We start from the raw sequence: 16,820 nt of genomic DNA, 5'->3' as shown, positions 1-16,820 counted from the left end.
ATGCGGGTGGAGGTGGCGGACCTGGACTCCTTCCGCGAGGTGGCGCGGGGGCTGCTCGTGCGCGGCGTGCCGCCGGACGGCGTCCTCTTCTCCGAGGAGCGGCAGCGGCAGGCCTCGCTCCTGGCGGTGGAGACACCGCCCCCGAGTGCCCCCGTGGCGGGGCTGAGCGTGCCCCCGGCCTTCCTGGAGCTGGCGGGGCGCGTGGCGTGTCACCGCTCGCCCGAGCGATGGGGAATGCTCTACCGGGTGCTGTGGCGGCTCACCCATGGCGAGCGCAAGCTGCTGGAGGTGGAGAGCGACCCGGACGTGTACCGGCTGCTCACGCTCGCCAAGGCCGTGCGGCGCGACGCGCACAAGATGAAGGCCTTCGTGCGCTTCCGGAAGGTGGAGCGCGAGGGTGAGGAGCACTTCATCGCGTGGCACCGGCCGGACCACCTCATCGTGCACCACGTGGCGCCCTTCTTCGCGCGGCGCTTCCCCTCCATGCGCTGGAGCATCCTCACCCCGGACGCGAGCGTGTCATGGGATTTGAAGGCACTCACGTATGGGCCCGGGGTGCCGCGCTCGGAGGCACCCGAGGGGGACGTGCTGGAGGAGATGTGGAGCACGTATTACGCCTCCACCTTCAACCCGGCGCGGCTCAACGTGCGGGCCATGCGCGCGGAGATGCCCCGGAAGCACTGGCCGACGCTGCCCGAGGCGCGGCTGATTCCGGAGCTGGTGCGCGGCGCGCCCGAGCGCACGGCGAAGATGGTGCGCCCGCGTCTGGAGGAGTCCGACGCGAGCCGGTACCTGCCCGCGCACCGGGACCTGGGCTCGCTGGCCGAAGCGGCGCGGGGGTGCGAGGCGTGCCCGCTGCACGAGCGCGCCACGCGCACGGTGTTCGGCGAGGGCCCCGTGGGGGCGCGGCTGATGCTGGTGGGAGAGCAGCCCGGAGACACCGAGGATCGCCAGGGCCGGCCCTTCCTCGGCCCGGCGGGACAGCTCCTGGACGAGGTGCTCGCGCGTGTGGGGCTCGACCGCCAGGAGCTCTACGTCACCAACGCGGTGAAGCACTTCGGATGGACGGGGGACGAGAAGCAGCGCCTGCACGCGAAGCCCGGCCGGCGCGAGGTGCTCGCGTGCAAGGCGTGGCTGGACGCGGAGGTGGCGCAGGTGAAGCCACGGATGATCGTCTGTCTGGGAGCCACGGCGGCACAGGCCTTCCTGGGGCCGGGCTTTCGCATCAACCTGAGCCGGGGACAGGTGTTCGAGACCCCCTGGGCGCCGGCCTGGATGGCGACGTTCCACCCCTCGGCGCTCCTGCGCATGCCGGATGACGCGGCCCGGGCAAGAGCCCGAGCCCACTTCGAGGAGGACCTGCGCAAGGCGGCGGAGACGCTGAGGGCCATGGCCGGGGCGCGCGAGGGCCACTGACGACGTTTCCGCCTACTTCCGTCGCCCCCGCCGCCACGCCGCCACGCCGGCCACCGCGCGCACCGGCGCGGACTTCACCGGCCAGGCGCCCAGGGCCGCGGAGAGCTTCTTCCCGTCCGGCGACCCCAGCCCGGTGCACGGGTTCCAGCGCCGCTCCGGGTGGGCCTGGAAGCCGCCGTTGTTTCCCTGGTGGATGGGCCGGCACACATCCGTGCCCTCCTCGAGGCAGAGCCGGTAGAGATACGGGTTGATCCATCCCACGCGAGCCCCGGGCCCGTGGTTGGCCTCCAACCCCTCGTTCATCAGCGTCAGCAACGCGGCCCACATCGGGGCCGCGGCGCTCGTGCCGCCCATCGTGTTCCACTTGCCCTGGAAGATGAACTCATAACCCGTCATCCAGTCCGCGCTGGCGGACACGTCCGGCGTGCCCCGCCCGTGGAACGTCTCCACCCGCTCGAGATGCCCGATGAACCAGTAGCAGTCCACCCGCGGAGGGACGTGCGCGTGCTTCTGGTACACCGGGCGCTCGTAGAAGCAGCTGATGCCACCGCCTGTCGCCATCGGGTACGGGAAGGCGGAGTCCCCGCCCGGCGTGTTCAGGAACAGCATGGGCCGGGTCAGCGAGTTCCAGACGACCTCCGAGTGGATGGCGCCGTCCTTCACCAGCAGCGTCGTTCCTCCACAGGCCAGGACGTACGGGCTGCTGGCGGGGAAGTTGGCCGCGGGAACCGCCGTGGGCCTTCCGTCGGGGTAGCCGATGGGCGTGAGCGCCCCGCTGTCACCGCTCGACATGCACACCGAGATGCCCCTCCACGCCGCCAGGGCGAACAGCTCGTCGAAGATCTCGGTCTCGAGCTTCGTCGGCCCCTGGCCGGCGATCTCCGGGAAGGACCAGCTCATCGACAGCACGGAGGGCTTGTTGACCTCGTCGAAGAGGGCCATGCACAGCGCGACGAGGATGCCGTTCACGCTGACGTCATGCGAGTTGTAGACGGCGATTCTCGCGCGAGGGCACACCGCGCCCACCAGGGCGATGTCGAACGTCACCTCCACGTTGAAGCGGCCACGGCCCCGGATGTTCTCACCGACGTAGACGATCTCCGGGAGCTCGAGCTTCAGGGCCTTGAAGTACATCTTCAGGTCCTCTTCGCTGGCGCCCCCTCCGAGCTGGAGGAGCCCCACGCACTGCCCCTCCCCCCGCAGCTCCGGGTAACCGTAGAAGCGCGCGACGTCGGGAGCGACGTGCCCCCGGGGCACCAGCAGCTCCTTCAGGTAGGCGTTCCTGGCGATCGACTTGGGCAGCGGCTCCCTGCGGCTGCGCAAGAAGGCCGAGGGCCGCGACAGCTCCCGGGCGTCCAGCCCGAAGATCCAGCGCACCCTCCCGGCCAGCTCGGAGGGAATGGAGGCTTCGACGAAGTCACCGGCGGCGCCCGGCGGCATGAACGCCTCGGCCACCGCCTTCGGCGTTCCGCGCACCACCACCATCGCCGCGGCCGGAAACACCCGCTCGATGTCCAGCCCCTTCTGGGCGACGTATGCCTCCACCGCCTCGAGATCCTCCTGGGAGGCGCCGAAGTCCTTCAGCTCCTCCGCCCCCAGGTACTTGCGCCGGGCGGGCGACAGATCCGCCAGGGACTTCAGGGCGGGCAGGTCCCGCTGCCGCCGCAGCGCCAGGGTGACGGTGATGGGAGCGGAGTCCTCCGCCGCCTTACCCGGTGGCCTGGCGACCCGCGGCTTCGGGGGCCGCAACTTCTCCAGAACCCGTTGAAGTTGCGGCCGGAGGCGGAGCTTCGCCTGGGGAGGGATGACGGAGTGGCGTCTGGGAGCGCGGGGCTTGGTCGTCACGGGAGGTTTGCTGTCTGGTGTTGTTTCGAGGAGACGTGCCTAATCGCGCACGCCATAGAACCGGCATCCATTGTTCCAGAGAATCTTTCCCGCCACCCGCGAGCCCAATCGCTCGACCAGCAGGGAGGCGTCTTCCTGGATGTGCGGCGGGTGGTCCAGGTGGGGAAAGTCAGAGGCGTACAGCACGCAGTCCTCACCCACCGCGTCGATGACCTGCTCGATGCCCGGCTCCGAGGGCTCGCAGGTGATGAAGCATTGCCTGGCGAAGTACTCCGAGGGCTTGCGGCGCACGTGCTCGGACACCGTCCACCCGTCCCGCGCGTAGGCGGCGTCCAGCCGCCAGAGCCAATAGGGCAACCAGCCACACCCCGCCTCCAGCAGGCCCACCCGCAGGCCCGGGTGCCGCTCCAGCACCCCTCCTTCCAGCAGGGCCAGCAGCGCGAACGTCAACTGCATCGGGTTGGCCGCGGTATGGATGCCGAACTGCGTGTGGACGTGGCCGTCCCCCGCGTCGGGTAGCCGGATGTGCGCGCCCCCATGGAGGCCCACCGCGATGCCCAATTCCTCGCACCGCGTCCAGAAGGGCTCGAAGGCGGGGTCGTTCAACAGCCGCCCCTTGACCTTCTGCGGGTGCACCGTCACCGCCTTCCAGCCCCACCGCGCGACACGCTCCACCTCGTGCACCATGGCCGCCGGATCATGCCGGCACAGCGCGCCCACGCCCTGGAGGAAGTCCGGGTCAGCCGCGCAGAAGCTCCGCAGCCAGTCGTTGTAGGCGCGCATCAGGGCCACCGCGAACCGCGGCTCCATCCCGTCCACCCCCAGGAGCAGGAGAAACACGGTGGGGTAGAAGAAGGCCCGCTCGACGCCCATGGTCCGCATCACCTCAGAGAAGGAGGCGCCGTCGAAGCCGCCGCGGATGAGCGGCAGGTACTGGGTGAAGCCCCTGGCCGCCAGGGTCCCCCAGATCTTCCGCGCTACATCCGGCAACAGCGGCTCTCCATCCACCTCCAGGTACTGGATGCCGGGCTCCGCCCGCGCCATCGCCTCCTCCACCTCCTCCACGTCCAGCCCCTCCCGCTCGCACGCGAGCACGAGGCGCGCCCGCCACTCCACCTCCTCCTCCCACGTGCGCGCGCGAGGCTCGGGAGTCCGCAGCCGCATGCGCTCGCGAAACCCGCGCGGCAGGGAGCGGGTCCACAGGTGGCCCGGCTCCACCACGTGCGCATCGACGTCCAGGATTCTCTGTCGCTTCGCCATTCCCTCGGTCTCTCCCCGAACGACGTGACGCGGAGCATAGCTTCGCCACGAGGACCGGACCATTCGAGCACACGGGGACGCGAGGAGTGACGCATTGCGGATCTCGACAAGCCGTTGTTAGTATCCGCCGCCCCTCGAAGGAGCGGAGATGGCCACCAAGAAGAGCAGCCGTAGCGCAGCCCCCGCGGTAAAGGCTCGCAAGACCGCCGCCAGCAAGTCTCCGGCGCGCAAGACGTCTGCGAGCAAGTCTCCAGCGCGCAAGTCTCCGGCGCGCAAGCCACCCGCCCGAAAGGCCCCGGCCAGCAAGCGCACGACGCGTGGTGCAAAGGCCCGAGGAGGGGGTCGCGGCCAGAAGACCCAGCTCGGGAACGAGGCCGATACTTCGTGGATGAAGACCTGGCCGCGCATCGTCGCCCGCGCCTGGAGCGACCCCGCCTTCATGGAGAGGCTCAAGAGCGCGCCGGCGGACGTGTTCAAGGAATACAACCTGTCGCTGTTCCCCGACTTCGAGTACTCCATCCGGCAGGGCACGGGCAGGCCCCTGGTGACGCTCAGCCTTCCTCACAAGCCGGGCAGCGCCGGGAGCGAGTCCGTGGGTGACATCACCCACGAGGACGGTCGCGCGCGGCCGAAGAGCTGCACCAACACCTGCGCCTTCTGAGCGCGTTGCCCGCGTGCAGCGCGCCCCCACCTCCCCGGCCTCCGGGCTCCTCGAGGTCCCCGCCTTCAAGGCGCACCTGCGGGTGGAGCCCCTCCCACCACAAGACGTCCTGCTCGATGGCGGAGGAGCTCGGGTCCGGCTCCGGGGACATCTTTACTTCGAGCTGGCCCGCCTCATCGACGGGCGGCGGACGGTGGACCAGCTCATCCAGGTGCTCACCCGGCGGCACACCGCGGCCGAGGTCCATTACGCGTTGGAGCAGCTCGTCACCCGGGGCTTCCTCATCGAGGCCGAACCGGAGGTGCCCGCGGGGCTCGCCGCGCACTGGCACGCGCAAGGCGTGTCCGCGCGAGTGGCGGCCGCGGCGCTGAAGGCGTCGGCCCTGGAGGTGCGGGCGCTCGGTGACGTGCCCGCGCGCCTCGTGCGCGAAGCGCTCCGTGTGGAGGGGTTGCGCACCACTCGGCGAGGCGCGGCCCTGACGCTCGTCCTGGTGGAGGACTACCTCCAGGCCCCGCTGGAGGCGCTGAACCGCGAGGCACTGCGGACGGGCACTCCGTGGGTGCTGGCGCGTCCCACGGGGACGGTGGCCTGGCTGGGCCCCCGCTTCGTCCCGGGCACCACCGCGTGCTGGGAGTGTCTCGCCCAGCGGCTGCGCGCCAACCTGCCGCCCCCCATGCCGGGGCGGACACGCACGGCGCGGGGCGGAGAACCCGAAGGCCCCCTCCGCGCCATGGCCCACCTGCTGGCCTCCGCCCTCGGGCGGCTGTTCGTCACCGGGGACGACGGACTGGCGGGGACGCTCGTCGCGTTGGACTCGACGCGGCTGCGCGCCGAGCACCACGTCGTCGTGCGGCGCCCGCAGTGCCCCACCTGTGGAGCACCGGGGCTCGTCGCCGCGGGGCAGCGGCGCCCGCTCCGGCTCCAGCCTCGCCCCAAGGCCTTCACCTCCGACGGCGGCCACCGGGCGCTAGGCCCCGAGGCGATGCTGGCCCGCTACCAGCACCACGTCAGCCCGGTGACGGGCGTGGTGCACCTGCTGGAGCCGCTTCCCGGGGTGGAGGACGAGCGGCTGCCCGTCATCAACGCGGGCCTCAACCGCGCGCGCCGCGTGGCACCGGACGCGCTGCTCGACACCGCGCGCGCCCTCAGCACCGGCAAGGGCGCCACCCTCCCCCAGGCGAAGGCCAGCGCGCTGGGAGAAGCGCTGGAGCGCTACTGCGGCGTCTTCCAGGGAGACGAGGCCCGCAGGCGCGCCCCCCTGCGCGCGCTGGACGGGGCCGCGGTGGAGCCGCGCCAACTGCTGCTCTTCAGCGAGCGCCAGTACCGCGAGCGAGAAGCGTGGAACGCCGCCCGCCCGCGCCACGAGCACGTCCCCCAGCCCTTCGACGCGTCGCTCCGCATCGACTGGACTCCCGTCTGGTCGCTGACGCACGAGGCCCGCCGCTACGTGCCCACGGCGTACTGCTACTACGGCTACCCGGAGGCGGACGCGCCCTTCTGCGGAGCCGACTCCAACGGGTGCGCCGCGGGCACCAGCCTGGAGGAAGCCATCCTCCAGGGCTTCCTGGAGCTGGTGGAGCGCGATGCGGTGTCCCTCTGGTGGTACAACCGCGCGCGCCGTCCCCGGGTGGCGCTGGAGGGCTTCGGTGACCCGTTGCTCGAGCAGCTCGCGGACGCGTACCACCACCTCGGGCGGGAGCTCCACGTGCTGGACCTCACCACGGACCTCGGCATCCCCGCCTTCGCCGCCGTCTCGCGCCGCACTCGCGGCCCCGAGCGCCTCTGCGTGGGCTTTGGCGCGCACCTGGAGGCCCGCCTCGGCGTCCAGCGCGCCATCACCGAGATGAACCAATTCCTCCCGCTGGCCGGGAGGGACCTCCGCGCCGGGCCGTCCGTCGACGAGCAGCTCACCCGCTGGCTGGAGGAGTCCACGCTGGAGAACCAGCCCCACCTCGCGCCCGCGGACGTCCCCGCGCTCGAGGCCCGCGCATACCCGGATGTCGCCACGAGTGACCTGCGCGACGACGTGCGCGCGTGCGTGGAGCGGGCGCGGCGGCGGGGCCTGGAGACGCTGGTGCTGGACCAGACGCGGCCCGACGTGGGCCTGCGCGTGGTGCGCGTCATCGTCCCCGGGCTGCGCCACCTGTGGCCGCGCTTCGGGCCGGGACGGCTGTATGACGTGCCGGTGAAGCTCGGCTGGCTCCCCCGCCCCACGCCGGAGGAGAGGCTCAACCCCCTGGGAGTCTTCTTCTGATGAACCGGGCCCGGGCCCACCTCTCGCCCTGGCTCGCCCTCGTCCCCGGGGCGGCCTTCCTCCGGACGCGGGGAGGCCACCTTCGGGCGCGCGACGGCAAGGGCGACGTCTCCCTGGGACTTCTTCCCGCGGCCACCAAGAGCGCCCTCCGGCTGCTCCAGGGGCGCGGCGCCTCCGAGGACGCGGTGCTGGAGCGCGCGAGCCGGGGAGGACTGGAGGCGGAGGCCCACCTGCACCTGGTGCTCCGGTGGCTCGCGGGGCGGAGACTCCTGCGCTACGTCATCCACGGTCGCGCGGGCACGTTCGCCACGCTGGAGCCACTCTCGGAGCACTTCGAGCTGCAGCCCGAGCCTCCTCCACCGGAACAGGCGCTGCGCCTCTCCCGCTTCGCTTACCTCCGCCGGGAAGGTGGGGCGCTCGCCCTGGAGAGCCCCCGCGTCCGCGCGCGCGTCCACCTCGCCCCCGCGGCGCTCCCCGTCCTCGCGGCGCTCGCCGCCCCGACCACGGCGCGCGACGCGGCGGGCCATGCGCGAGGCAACGGCCGCGCGGCGAGGGCGCTGGTGGCCCTGCTCGCACGGACCCGACTGCTGGTGGCGTCGGACACGGAGGGAGACACCGAGGAGGAGCGCCACCCCGCCCTGCGGCTCTGGGAGTTCCACGACCTGCTCTTCCACACCCGCACGCGCCGCCCCCAGCGCGGCCAACCCCTGGGCGCCACGTACCGACTGGCGGGCCGCGTCCCGCAACTCCCGGCCGTCGTCCCGCCCCGGAGCCCCGTCCTCCCCCTGCCCCGACCGGACCTGGACGCGCTCACCCGGGAGGATCCGACCTTCACCTCCGTGCTGGAGCTCCGCCGCAGCGAACGCCGCTACGGCACCCCACCCCTCGACCGAGACCAGCTCGGAGAGCTCCTCTTTCGCGCCGCCCGCGTGCGCGAGCTGCACCCCGAGGGGCCCGAGGAGCGCACCCTGCGCCCGAGCCCTTCCGCCGGAGCCCTCCACCCGCTGGAAATCTACGTGGCGGTGGGAACCTGTGAAGGACTCCCCCCCGGCCTCTACCGTTACGAGCCGCTCTCCCACGGCCTGGAGCCTCGCGCCGGGCTGACGGCGCCGGTGCGGGCGCTGCTCGCGGACGCGCGCCAGGGCCGCTCACCCGTTCAGGTGCTGCTCGTGCTCGCCGCCCGCTTCCAGCGCGTCTCGTACAAATACGAGGGCTTCGCCTACGCCTGCATCCTCAAGGACGCGGGCGTCCTCCTGCAGACGCTCACCCTGGCCGCCACCGCCATGGGGCTGGCCTCCTGCATGGTGGGCTGGGGCAATCCCGACACCTTCGAGCGCGCCGCCATCACCCTGGGAGAGGAAGAGACGTCCGTCGCGGAGCTGGTCATCGGCAGCGCGCCGACGCCTCGCTTACGTCCCGGGGCTCGGCGGCGGTATCCTCCAGCCGTTCGAAGGAGACGCCAACCATGGAACCGGTGAGAACAAGCAGCACGGGCTCGGACAACACGAGTCCTGACACGGAGCTGCTCACGCCTGGGCAGCGGCTGGGCCGGTACGAGGTGGTGGAACGGGTGGGGGCCGGTGGCATGGGCGTCGTCTACAAGGCGCGAGACACCGTGCGCGGCCACACCGTGGCCCTCAAGACGCTCCACCGCATGGAGCCGGGGGCTCTGCTGCGGCTCAAGAACGAGTTCCGCTACGTCGCCAACGTCACCCACCGCAACCTCGTCTCCCTCCACGAGTTGATGGAGGCGGACGACAAGTGGTTCTTCACCATGGAGTTCATCGAGGGTGAGAGCCTCTGGTCGCTGCTGAACCGTGGGGCCCTGGCGGCGGCGGCGAGCGTCTCCGAGGAGCCGAAATCCGGCTCCGACGCCACCGTGACGGTCACCCCCGACGCGAAGGTGTTCTCGGCCGCCACCGTGAAGGCCGAGCGAGTCTCGGAGCAGACGCCCGCGCCGGCTCCGGCCACGAGCACCACGGACGTGACGGTGACGCAGGTCAAGCTCTCGCCGGCCGCCGTCGTGACCTCACCGCCCGCGCCCGCGCTCCGGCCCAGCCAGCCGGTGCTCCCCATCGACGAGCTGCGGCGCATCTTCGGCGAGCTGGCGCTCGGCATCTTCGCGCTCCACTCCTCGCGGAAGGTCCACTGCGACATCAAGCCCCGCAACGTCATGGTGGAGAAGAGCGGGCGCGTGGTGCTGCTCGACTTCGGCCTCGCCAGCGACCGGTCGGAGCCGTCCACCGGAGAGCTGGCCGGGACGCCCGCGTACATCTCCCCGGAGCAACTCATGGGCCAGCCCAGCTCCGAGGCCACCGACTGGTACGCCTTCGGGGTGATGCTGTACGAGGCGCTCGCGGGGGGACAGTCCTTCCGGCGCGGCAAGCTGCGCGAGCAGGTGAACCAGGAGGCAACGCCCCTGGCCCCCTCGCCCCTGGTACCCGAGGAGCTCCGCACGCTGGCCATGGACCTGGTGCAGGTGGAGCCCACGCTCCGCCCCTCGGGCCAGGAGGTGCTGCGGCGGCTGGGCCTGGCGGTCAGCGCCCCGCGCGCCCCACGTGCCCAGGAGCTGGTTGGCCGGGAGGGCCCGCTGGAGTCCCTCCTCGCCGCGTATGACACCATGGCGTCGGGACGAACCGTGGTGGTCCACCTTCACAGCCCCTCCGGCATGGGCAAGACGGCGCTGGTGCGCACCTTCGCCGAGGGGCTCGGCGCGCGGCGGCCGGGCAGCGTGGTGCTGAGCGGCCGGTGCTACGAGCGCGAGTCGGTGCCGTACAAGGGCTTCGACAGCCTCATCGACGCCCTCTCCCGCTACCTGCGCACCCTCCCCCCGCCGGTGGTGACGACGCTGGTGCCCCAGCACCTGCCGGAGCTGCTGCGCATCTTCCCGGTGCTGCGGCAGGTGGAGTCCTTCCCGAAGGTGGAGCCCGCGGTGCTGGAGGCGGGCCGCGAGTTGCAGGAGCTGCGCCTGCGCGCCTTCCGCGCGTTGAAGGAGCTGCTGGCACGGTTGGGCAACACGGCGCCCCTGATGCTGCACCTGGACGACCTCCACTGGGGAGACGTGGACACCGCGCAGGCGCTGAGCGAGCTGCAGGAGGCGCCAGGTACGCCGCGCATGCTGCTGCTCTGCTGCTACCGCACTGGCGAGGGCATCGCCGCCGGGCTGCTGGAGGCGCACCGCAAGCTCGCCGCGGCACCGGGCAACGAGCTCGACGTGCGGGAGGTGGCGCTGGCCCCCCTGTCCGAGGCGGAGGGCCGTGAGCTCGCGGCGGCGCTGCTGGGCTCGGACGCGGCGGATGCACGCGCGGCCACCCTCGCCCGCGAGGCGCGGGGCAACCCCTTCTTCATCGAGGCGCTGACGCAGTACGTGCAGGAGCAGGGCGAGGCGCCGCTCGCCCAGGCCGGAACGGCGACCGTGGAGCAGGTGGTGCTCGCCCGGGTGGGCAAGCTCGCACCGGAGCCGGCGCGCCTGCTGGCGACGGTGGCCGTGGCTGGCCAGCCGGTACCGCGGGGGCTCGCCTTCCGCGCGGCGGAGCTGACCACGGACCCCCACACCCCGTGGACCCAGCTCCGGGCCACGAACCTCGTCACCACGCATGGGCCCCGGGACGAGGACACGGCGGAGTGCTACCACGATCGCATCCGCGAGACCGTGTACGCGAGCCTGTCGCCCGAGGCCCTGAAGGCCCACCACCTGCGGCTGGCGGAGCTGCTGGAGGAGACGGGCGGCATGGAGGCGGAGCGGCTGGCGCGGCACTTCCGGGGCGCCGGCAGGCCGGAGAAGGCGGGCCCGTACGCGGCGAAGGCGGCGGACCGCGCCGCGAGTGCCCTGGCCTTCGAGCGCGCCGCGGCCCTCTACGCCGAGGCGCTGGAGTGCACCCCTCACGACCCGGACCTCCTGGAGAAGCGGGCGGACGCACTCGTCAACGCGGGGCGCGGCGCGGAAGCGGCGCCCTTGTACCTCCAAGCGGCGGCGCTGGTGCACGGCGAGCGGGCTTTCGACCTCCGCCGACGCGGCACGGAGCAGTACCTCCTCACCGGGCAGCTCGAAGTGGGCGAGCCCGTGCTGAAGCAGCTCCTGGCGGAAGCGCGGCTGACCTACCCGTCCAACACTGCGTGGACGATGGCGGGCGTCCTCTTCCACAGCTTGCGCTTCGTGCTCTTCGGCAAGCGCGTCCGCCACGTCTCGCCGCAAGAGGTGTCCCCGCTGCTGCGCCGGCGGGTGAGCGCGACCTGGAGCGCGGCCCGGGGGCTGGCGGTGCAGGACATGATGCGCATGGGCTACTTCGCCGTGCGCAACGCCCAGTTCTCCGCCGAGGCGGGAGACGAGGTGCGCACCATCAACGGCCTCCTGGCGCTGGCGGCGGTGATGCACGCTCGCGGCGGACCGGCCGACGTGAAGCGCGGCGCCCGCTTCCTGGAGGAGGGCGCACGCCGGGCCGAGGCCCTGGGCAACCCGGCCCTCACCGGGTTCCTCCGGTACGTCCACGGCTCCATCGAGATGACGCTGGGCAACTGGCGGCGCTCCGACGCACTGCTCGCGGAGGCCATCCGGATTTTGGAGAACGAGTGCACCGGGGTGATGGCGGACCTGGACCAGACGTACTCGTGCCGGGTGTACGTGTTGAAGATGTTGGGCGAGCTGCGGGAGCTGGCGGCCATCGGAAACCGCTGGCTGCGCTTCGCGGAGCAGAACCACAACCGGTACGCGGCCGCGTGGATGCACATCCACCTGGCCCCCGCCCGGGTGGCGGAGGACACCCCGGACGAGGCGCTGGCGAAGCTGGAGACCCTGGCCAACGGGTGGAGCCGCGAGCGCTTCACGCCGCAGAACCTCTATGCCGTGCTGGAGAGCGCGCGGTGCGACCTGTACCAGGACGCGCCGGAGAGGGCCTGGGCGCGGCTGGAGAAGGCCTGGCCGGTGGGAGAGGCGAACTTCGTGCTGGGGCAGCTCTACTTCCGCATCTACGCCCTGCGCATCCGCGCGGGGACGGCGCTGGCCATGGCCGCGTCGCACCCGGCCGAGCGCGAGCGCTTCCGTGCCGTGGCCCGCCGCGACCTCCGGGAATTCGAGGGGATGCGGCACCGGCCGGACGCGCGGGTGGAAGCACGACTCCTGCGGGCGACAGAGGCGGCGCTGGACGGGAAGACCTCGGACGCGATCCAGCACCTGGACGGCGCCGAGGCCGACTTCCAGCGCCAGGAGATGCCGCTGCACGCCGCATCCATCCGCAGGCGCAGGGGGCAGCTCACCGGCGGTGAGGCGGGAGCACGGCTCATCGAGGAGGCGGACGCTATCCTGAAGGCGGCCGGCATCCGCGACCCGGCGCGCTGGGCCGCCATGGAAGCGCCCGGCTTCCCGGCGAAGTGAGCCGACACGGCGAGGCCTCCCGGCGGGCGCTGGAGACGCTGCTGCGCGGAGCGGCTCGTGCTTCGGACCCGGCCCTCGCGGCCTGGGAGGGCCCTCCCGGGCAGTCCGCCATGGCGGGGCTGCTGGCGGCGGCGGACGTGGAGCTCGGGCGCGACCTCGCGCGAGCCAGGGTCCGGGTGCTTCCCTCCGCGCGCCGCGACCTGGTGTTGCTCCTCTCGAGGCGACTCCTGCGCGCGTGCTTGAAGGTGCTGGCCCTGGAGTGGCGGAGCCAGGAGGCGCTCGGGCCCGGCGGTGGACTGGACCCCGAGGTGAACGCGTGGCGGGAGCGCTTCTCCGCCTACCCCGTCCTGGCGGAGCGGATGGGCGGCACCTTCCTGCGTTGGCGCGCCCACGTCCGGGAGCTGCTCTCACGGCTCTCGGCGGACCGGGAAGCACTGGGACGAGCGATGTGGGAAGGGCGCGCGCCAGGAGCCCTCGCCCATGTGGACGGGGACGCGGGAGACCTGCACGCGGGAGGCCGCGCGGTGGCGGTGCTGCGCTTCGAGGACGGCCGCCGCGTCGTGTACAAGCCCAAGGATTTGCGCGTCACCCGGGCGGTGCTGGACCTGTACGCACTGCTGAACGACGCCGGGCTGCCCCTGGGACTCCATGTGCACACCGTGCTGTGCCGCCGGGGCCATGCCTGGGAGGAGTACGTCGACGCGGTGCCCTGTGGGACGGCCGCGGGGGTGGAGCGCTTCTACCTGCGCGCGGGCATGCTCGCGCGCCTCATGCAGTTGCTGGAAGCGCAGGATCTCTGGCTCGACAACCTCGTCGCGCATGGCGAGCACCCCGTCCTCGTCGACCTGGAGATGGTGCTACAGCCCCGGCTGGCGAGTCTCGCGTCCGGCACGGCGAGGCAGGCGGCGGAGGACTTCCTGTCCGAGTCGGTGGCCCCGCTGGGACTGCTGGCCGCGCCGTTCGGCCTGGCTCCGGGCGTTCCAGCGGAGGACCTCGGCGCGCTGACGCCCGTGCGCGCCTTCCTCCTCCCCCTTCCATTCGAGCCGGTGCGCGACGCGCTGGAGGGCCGCCGCCGGCCCTGCCGGGACGGCTACGCGGTGGAGACCCATGCCCGACACGTGCCGAGCTTCGACGGGCGTCCCGGGCGGGCGGCGGAGCACCTGGAGGCGCTGCGCGAGGGATACCAGGCGATGCACGCCACGCTGCGCGCCAACCGGGCCCGCCTGGAAGCGAGCACGAGCCCCCTGCGCGGATTGGCCCGCCTGCCGGTCCGCTACGTCCACCGCGACACCTGGACGTACCACCGCATCCTGGAGGTGCTGTCGGAGCCGCGTGTGCTCGCGAGCGCGAAGCTCCACGAGGAGGAGCTCGGGAGTCTGCTGCTCGCCGGTGAGGGTCGACCGCGGGCCCGGGCCCTGAAGGCGGCGGCCCGGGAGGAGCTGGAAGCCCTGCGCGCGCTGGAGATTCCGTACTTCACCTGCCACCCCGGCGATGACGCGCTCCTGGGGCCTGGAGGCCAACCAATCCGTACGCGCTTCTTCGAAGGCACCGCGATGGAGCGCCTCCGGGAACGGCTCCGGGCGCTGGACACGTTCCCGCTCGCACGCCACGACGCCCTCCTCCGGTCCACGCTGGCCAGCGGCCACCACACCGCGGTGCCACCCACGCGCCCGCCGCTCCGGCCCGGAAGGAGCATCCCGGACTGGCTGACCGAAGCCATCTCCGTTGGCGACGTCCTGCTGCGCGAGTCATTCGCGGGGGAAGACGGGCTCGCCTGGCTCGGTCTGAGGCACGAGCCTCACTACAAGCTCCGCCAGCTGGACGTGCTCGGACCGGACCTGCTCTCGGGCACGGCGGGCGTGGCCATCGCGCTGGCGGAGCTGGCCGCGGCCAGCCGTCTCCCCCGGTTCCGGGACGCGGCGCTCGCGGCGCTGGAGCCAGCGCGGGCCACGCTCGGACAAGACCACGAAGGTCCATGGACGCGCGCACCGGATGGCACCGTCGAGGTGGGCGCTTTTCGCGGCATCGGTGCGCGTCTCTACGCCCTGCACCGCTGCGCCGCCGCGCTGGGGCTGGCGGAGCTCGCCCGCGAGGCGCGCGCGAGGGCCCGAACGCTCCCCGTCGAGAGGCTGGCGGAGTTGGCCTCGCTCGACCTGGTGACGGGGGCTCCGGGACTGCTGCTCGTGCTGCGCGCCTGTGGCGCCACCGGTCCCGCCCGGAGGCTGGCGAGGGCCCTCGAGCAGCGGCTCCAGCGCGGCGCCACGCCCGTCTCGCTCCACGTCCCGGGGCTGCCGGACGCCGCCAGCGCACTCGCGCTCTGCGGACTACGGCTTCCAGATGCTCCCCTGGCGCGAGGACACACGACGGGCAGCGAGACCTCCGGCACACCGCTATCGCGCATCGCACTCGGAGACGGAACGGCACGCGCGGCCGTGCTCACCGGAGCCCGACGTGTGCTGCGGCGGGCGGAGGTGGGCTCCACGTGTCTGGAGTCCCTGGAGCTGGCACTCACGGCGGGGCGGGAGCTGCGCGAGCCAGCGCTGTTCCAGGAAGCGCTCCGCCTCGGCCAGCTGCTGGTGGCGGGCCATCGCCTGCATGGGCGCTGGTTCCCCGACCGCCTGGAAGCGGATGAGCACGACCTGTCCGTGCTCGGAGGACTCTGCGCATTGCTCCGCGCCCTGCTCGGCCTCCACCAGCCCGAAGCGTGGACCTCGCTCCGGCTGGTCAGACCCGCGGTGGAGACGTCCGGGCACGAGGGGCCCGAGGCGGGGTGATATGAAGCCCGGCACATGCGGCCCTTCCCGCCCAGCCCGAAAGTCGGACCTCTCTCGTCCCGCGTCGTGCGCGCCGAGGAGACGGAGGCGCGGGTGCTCGCCATCCGCGCGCGGGTGCCCATCACCCGGCTCTCGGACCTGACGCCGCTCGACCCCATACGCCTTCCGGTGTTCGCGGCCATCACCCCGCTCGCCCGCGACCTGACCACGCACCTGGGCAAGGGCGTGGACGCGGTGAGCGCCCGGGTGAGCGCCCTCATGGAGGCGGTGGAGCGGGTATCGGCGGAGCAGGCCGCGAAGGGCGCCACACGGCGCGGCAGCTTCACCCGGCTCTCCCGCGCGAAGTCCGCGCGGCCCATCGACCCGGTGACGCTCCACCTGCCCGCGGATACCCGCTACGCGCCGGACGAGACATTCACCTGGGTCGAGAGCCACGACCTCGTCTCCGGGGATCGTGTGTGGATGGCGGCCGACCTCGCGCTCACCCCCCCGTCGGAAGGCATCCTGCGCGACGTCGACACGAATGGCCTCGCCTCCGGCAACACCCTCCTCGAGGCCATCGTGCACGGGCTGTGCGAGGTCATCGAGCGGGACGTCCAGAGCCAGCTCGACTTCACGACCGCGTTCGGCGACGCCGGAGTGCCGCTGCCGCCGCTGGCCGCGGTCGCCCCCGAGAGCCTTCCCACCGAGGCCCGAGCATGGCTGGACCGCCTGCGGGAAACCGGGCTCGACGCGCGGGTGCAGGACGCGACCGGCGACCTCGGGGTCGCCACCTTCCGGACGGTGCTCGCCGACTACGACTATCCGACCCCAGCCGGCCCCGTCCCCATGCTGTTCACCGGCTGGGGAACGGCGCCGCATGCCACGGCCGCGCTCCTGCGCTCCATCACCGAGGCCGTGCAGGCGCGGCTCGGGTTCATCCAAGGCGCGCGGGACTCCTTCAACGTCCGGTGGGAAGGCGCACACGCCACGAGCAGGGCCCACCGGCGCCAGGAGCTGGACCCGGCCCGAGTGGCCCTCTTCCCACGCACGCCCTCCTTCGAGTCCCTGGACCTGCGCGACGACCTGGAGTTCCTCCTGGGACGGCTCCGGGCGGCGGGGCTCGAGCGGGTCATCGTGACGGACCTGACCCGTAAGGACCTCGGGATTCCCGTCGTGCGCGTGCGCGTCCCGGGGCTCTCGTGCTTCACCGTCAACCAGCGCCGCGTGGACTGGCGGTGCCTGCGCCACCTCCTGTGA

The 16,820-nt window shown here is 72.6% G+C and carries 9 protein-coding genes; 7 read left to right on the top strand and 2 right to left on the bottom strand.

Going from position 1 to position 16,820, the window contains the following annotated elements:
* The gene (locus tag JRI60_RS14635) at positions 1-1,416 is read left to right on the top strand and encodes a UdgX family uracil-DNA binding protein (RefSeq protein WP_204226451.1); all 1,416 of its coding nucleotides are present in this window, start codon (positions 1-3) and stop codon (positions 1,414-1,416) included.
* A gap of 12 nt (positions 1,417-1,428) precedes the next feature.
* Here the strand turns inward: JRI60_RS14635 and JRI60_RS14630 are convergent, their stop codons facing one another.
* Together JRI60_RS14630 and JRI60_RS14625 are read right to left on the bottom strand one after the other, a co-directional pair.
* Complete coding sequence (locus tag JRI60_RS14630; protein WP_204226449.1) at positions 1,429-3,261, bottom strand: S53 family peptidase; 1,833 nt, start codon at positions 3,259-3,261, stop codon at positions 1,429-1,431.
* A 39-nt stretch (positions 3,262-3,300) separates the two neighbouring features.
* On the bottom strand, positions 3,301-4,521 hold the full coding sequence (locus tag JRI60_RS14625; RefSeq protein ID WP_204226447.1) for an amidohydrolase family protein: 1,221 nt from the start codon (positions 4,519-4,521) through the stop codon (positions 3,301-3,303).
* Between the two features lie 148 nt (positions 4,522-4,669).
* Here JRI60_RS14625 and JRI60_RS14620 point away from each other — a divergent pair, with 148 nt between their 5' ends.
* The 6 genes from JRI60_RS14620 (at position 4,670) to JRI60_RS14595 (ending at position 16,820) form a co-directional block, all read left to right on the top strand.
* On the top strand, positions 4,670-5,182 hold the full coding sequence (locus tag JRI60_RS14620; protein ID WP_204226446.1) for a hypothetical protein: 513 nt from the start codon (positions 4,670-4,672) through the stop codon (positions 5,180-5,182).
* A 13-nt stretch (positions 5,183-5,195) separates the two neighbouring features.
* Positions 5,196-7,436 carry a TOMM precursor leader peptide-binding protein gene (locus JRI60_RS14615; RefSeq protein ID WP_204226444.1) on the top strand — a complete coding sequence of 747 codons (2,241 nt, stop codon included), beginning with the start codon at positions 5,196-5,198 and terminating at the stop codon, positions 7,434-7,436.
* Positions 7,436-8,914 (top strand): SagB family peptide dehydrogenase, encoded by a 1,479-nt coding sequence (locus JRI60_RS14610; RefSeq protein ID WP_204226442.1) that lies wholly within the window; start codon positions 7,436-7,438, stop codon positions 8,912-8,914. The genes JRI60_RS14615 and JRI60_RS14610 overlap by 1 nt, the downstream gene beginning before the upstream one ends.
* Positions 8,902-12,807 carry a serine/threonine-protein kinase PknK gene (locus tag JRI60_RS14605; protein WP_204226441.1) on the top strand — a complete coding sequence of 1,302 codons (3,906 nt, stop codon included), beginning with the start codon at positions 8,902-8,904 and terminating at the stop codon, positions 12,805-12,807. Before JRI60_RS14610 ends, JRI60_RS14605 begins: the two co-directional genes overlap by 13 nt.
* The gene (gene lanM, locus JRI60_RS14600) at positions 12,804-15,581 is read left to right on the top strand and encodes a type 2 lanthipeptide synthetase LanM (RefSeq protein WP_204226440.1); all 2,778 of its coding nucleotides are present in this window, start codon (positions 12,804-12,806) and stop codon (positions 15,579-15,581) included. Before JRI60_RS14605 ends, lanM begins: the two co-directional genes overlap by 4 nt.
* A 66-nt stretch (positions 15,582-15,647) precedes the next feature.
* Positions 15,648-16,820 (top strand): YcaO-like family protein, encoded by a 1,173-nt coding sequence (locus JRI60_RS14595; RefSeq protein WP_204226439.1) that lies wholly within the window; start codon positions 15,648-15,650, stop codon positions 16,818-16,820.

This window comes from Archangium violaceum (genome assembly GCF_016887565.1).
Lineage (GTDB): Bacteria > Myxococcota > Myxococcia > Myxococcales > Myxococcaceae > Archangium > Archangium violaceum_B.
Note: the sequence above shows the minus strand (reverse complement) of the source record. Positions and strands in the feature narration are given on the sequence as shown.

Coding starts and splice junctions, on each gene's coding strand:
- JRI60_RS14620 (WP_204226446.1), top strand. CDS start 4,670: ATGGCCACCAAGAAGAGCAGCCGTAGCGCAGCCCCCGCGGTAAAGGCT.
- JRI60_RS14605 (WP_204226441.1), top strand. CDS start 8,902: ATGGAACCGGTGAGAACAAGCAGCACGGGCTCGGACAACACGAGTCCT.
- JRI60_RS14625 (WP_204226447.1), bottom strand. CDS start 4,521: ATGGCGAAGCGACAGAGAATCCTGGACGTCGATGCGCACGTGGTGGAG.
- JRI60_RS14635 (WP_204226451.1), top strand. CDS start 1: ATGCGGGTGGAGGTGGCGGACCTGGACTCCTTCCGCGAGGTGGCGCGG.
- JRI60_RS14610 (WP_204226442.1), top strand. CDS start 7,436: ATGAACCGGGCCCGGGCCCACCTCTCGCCCTGGCTCGCCCTCGTCCCC.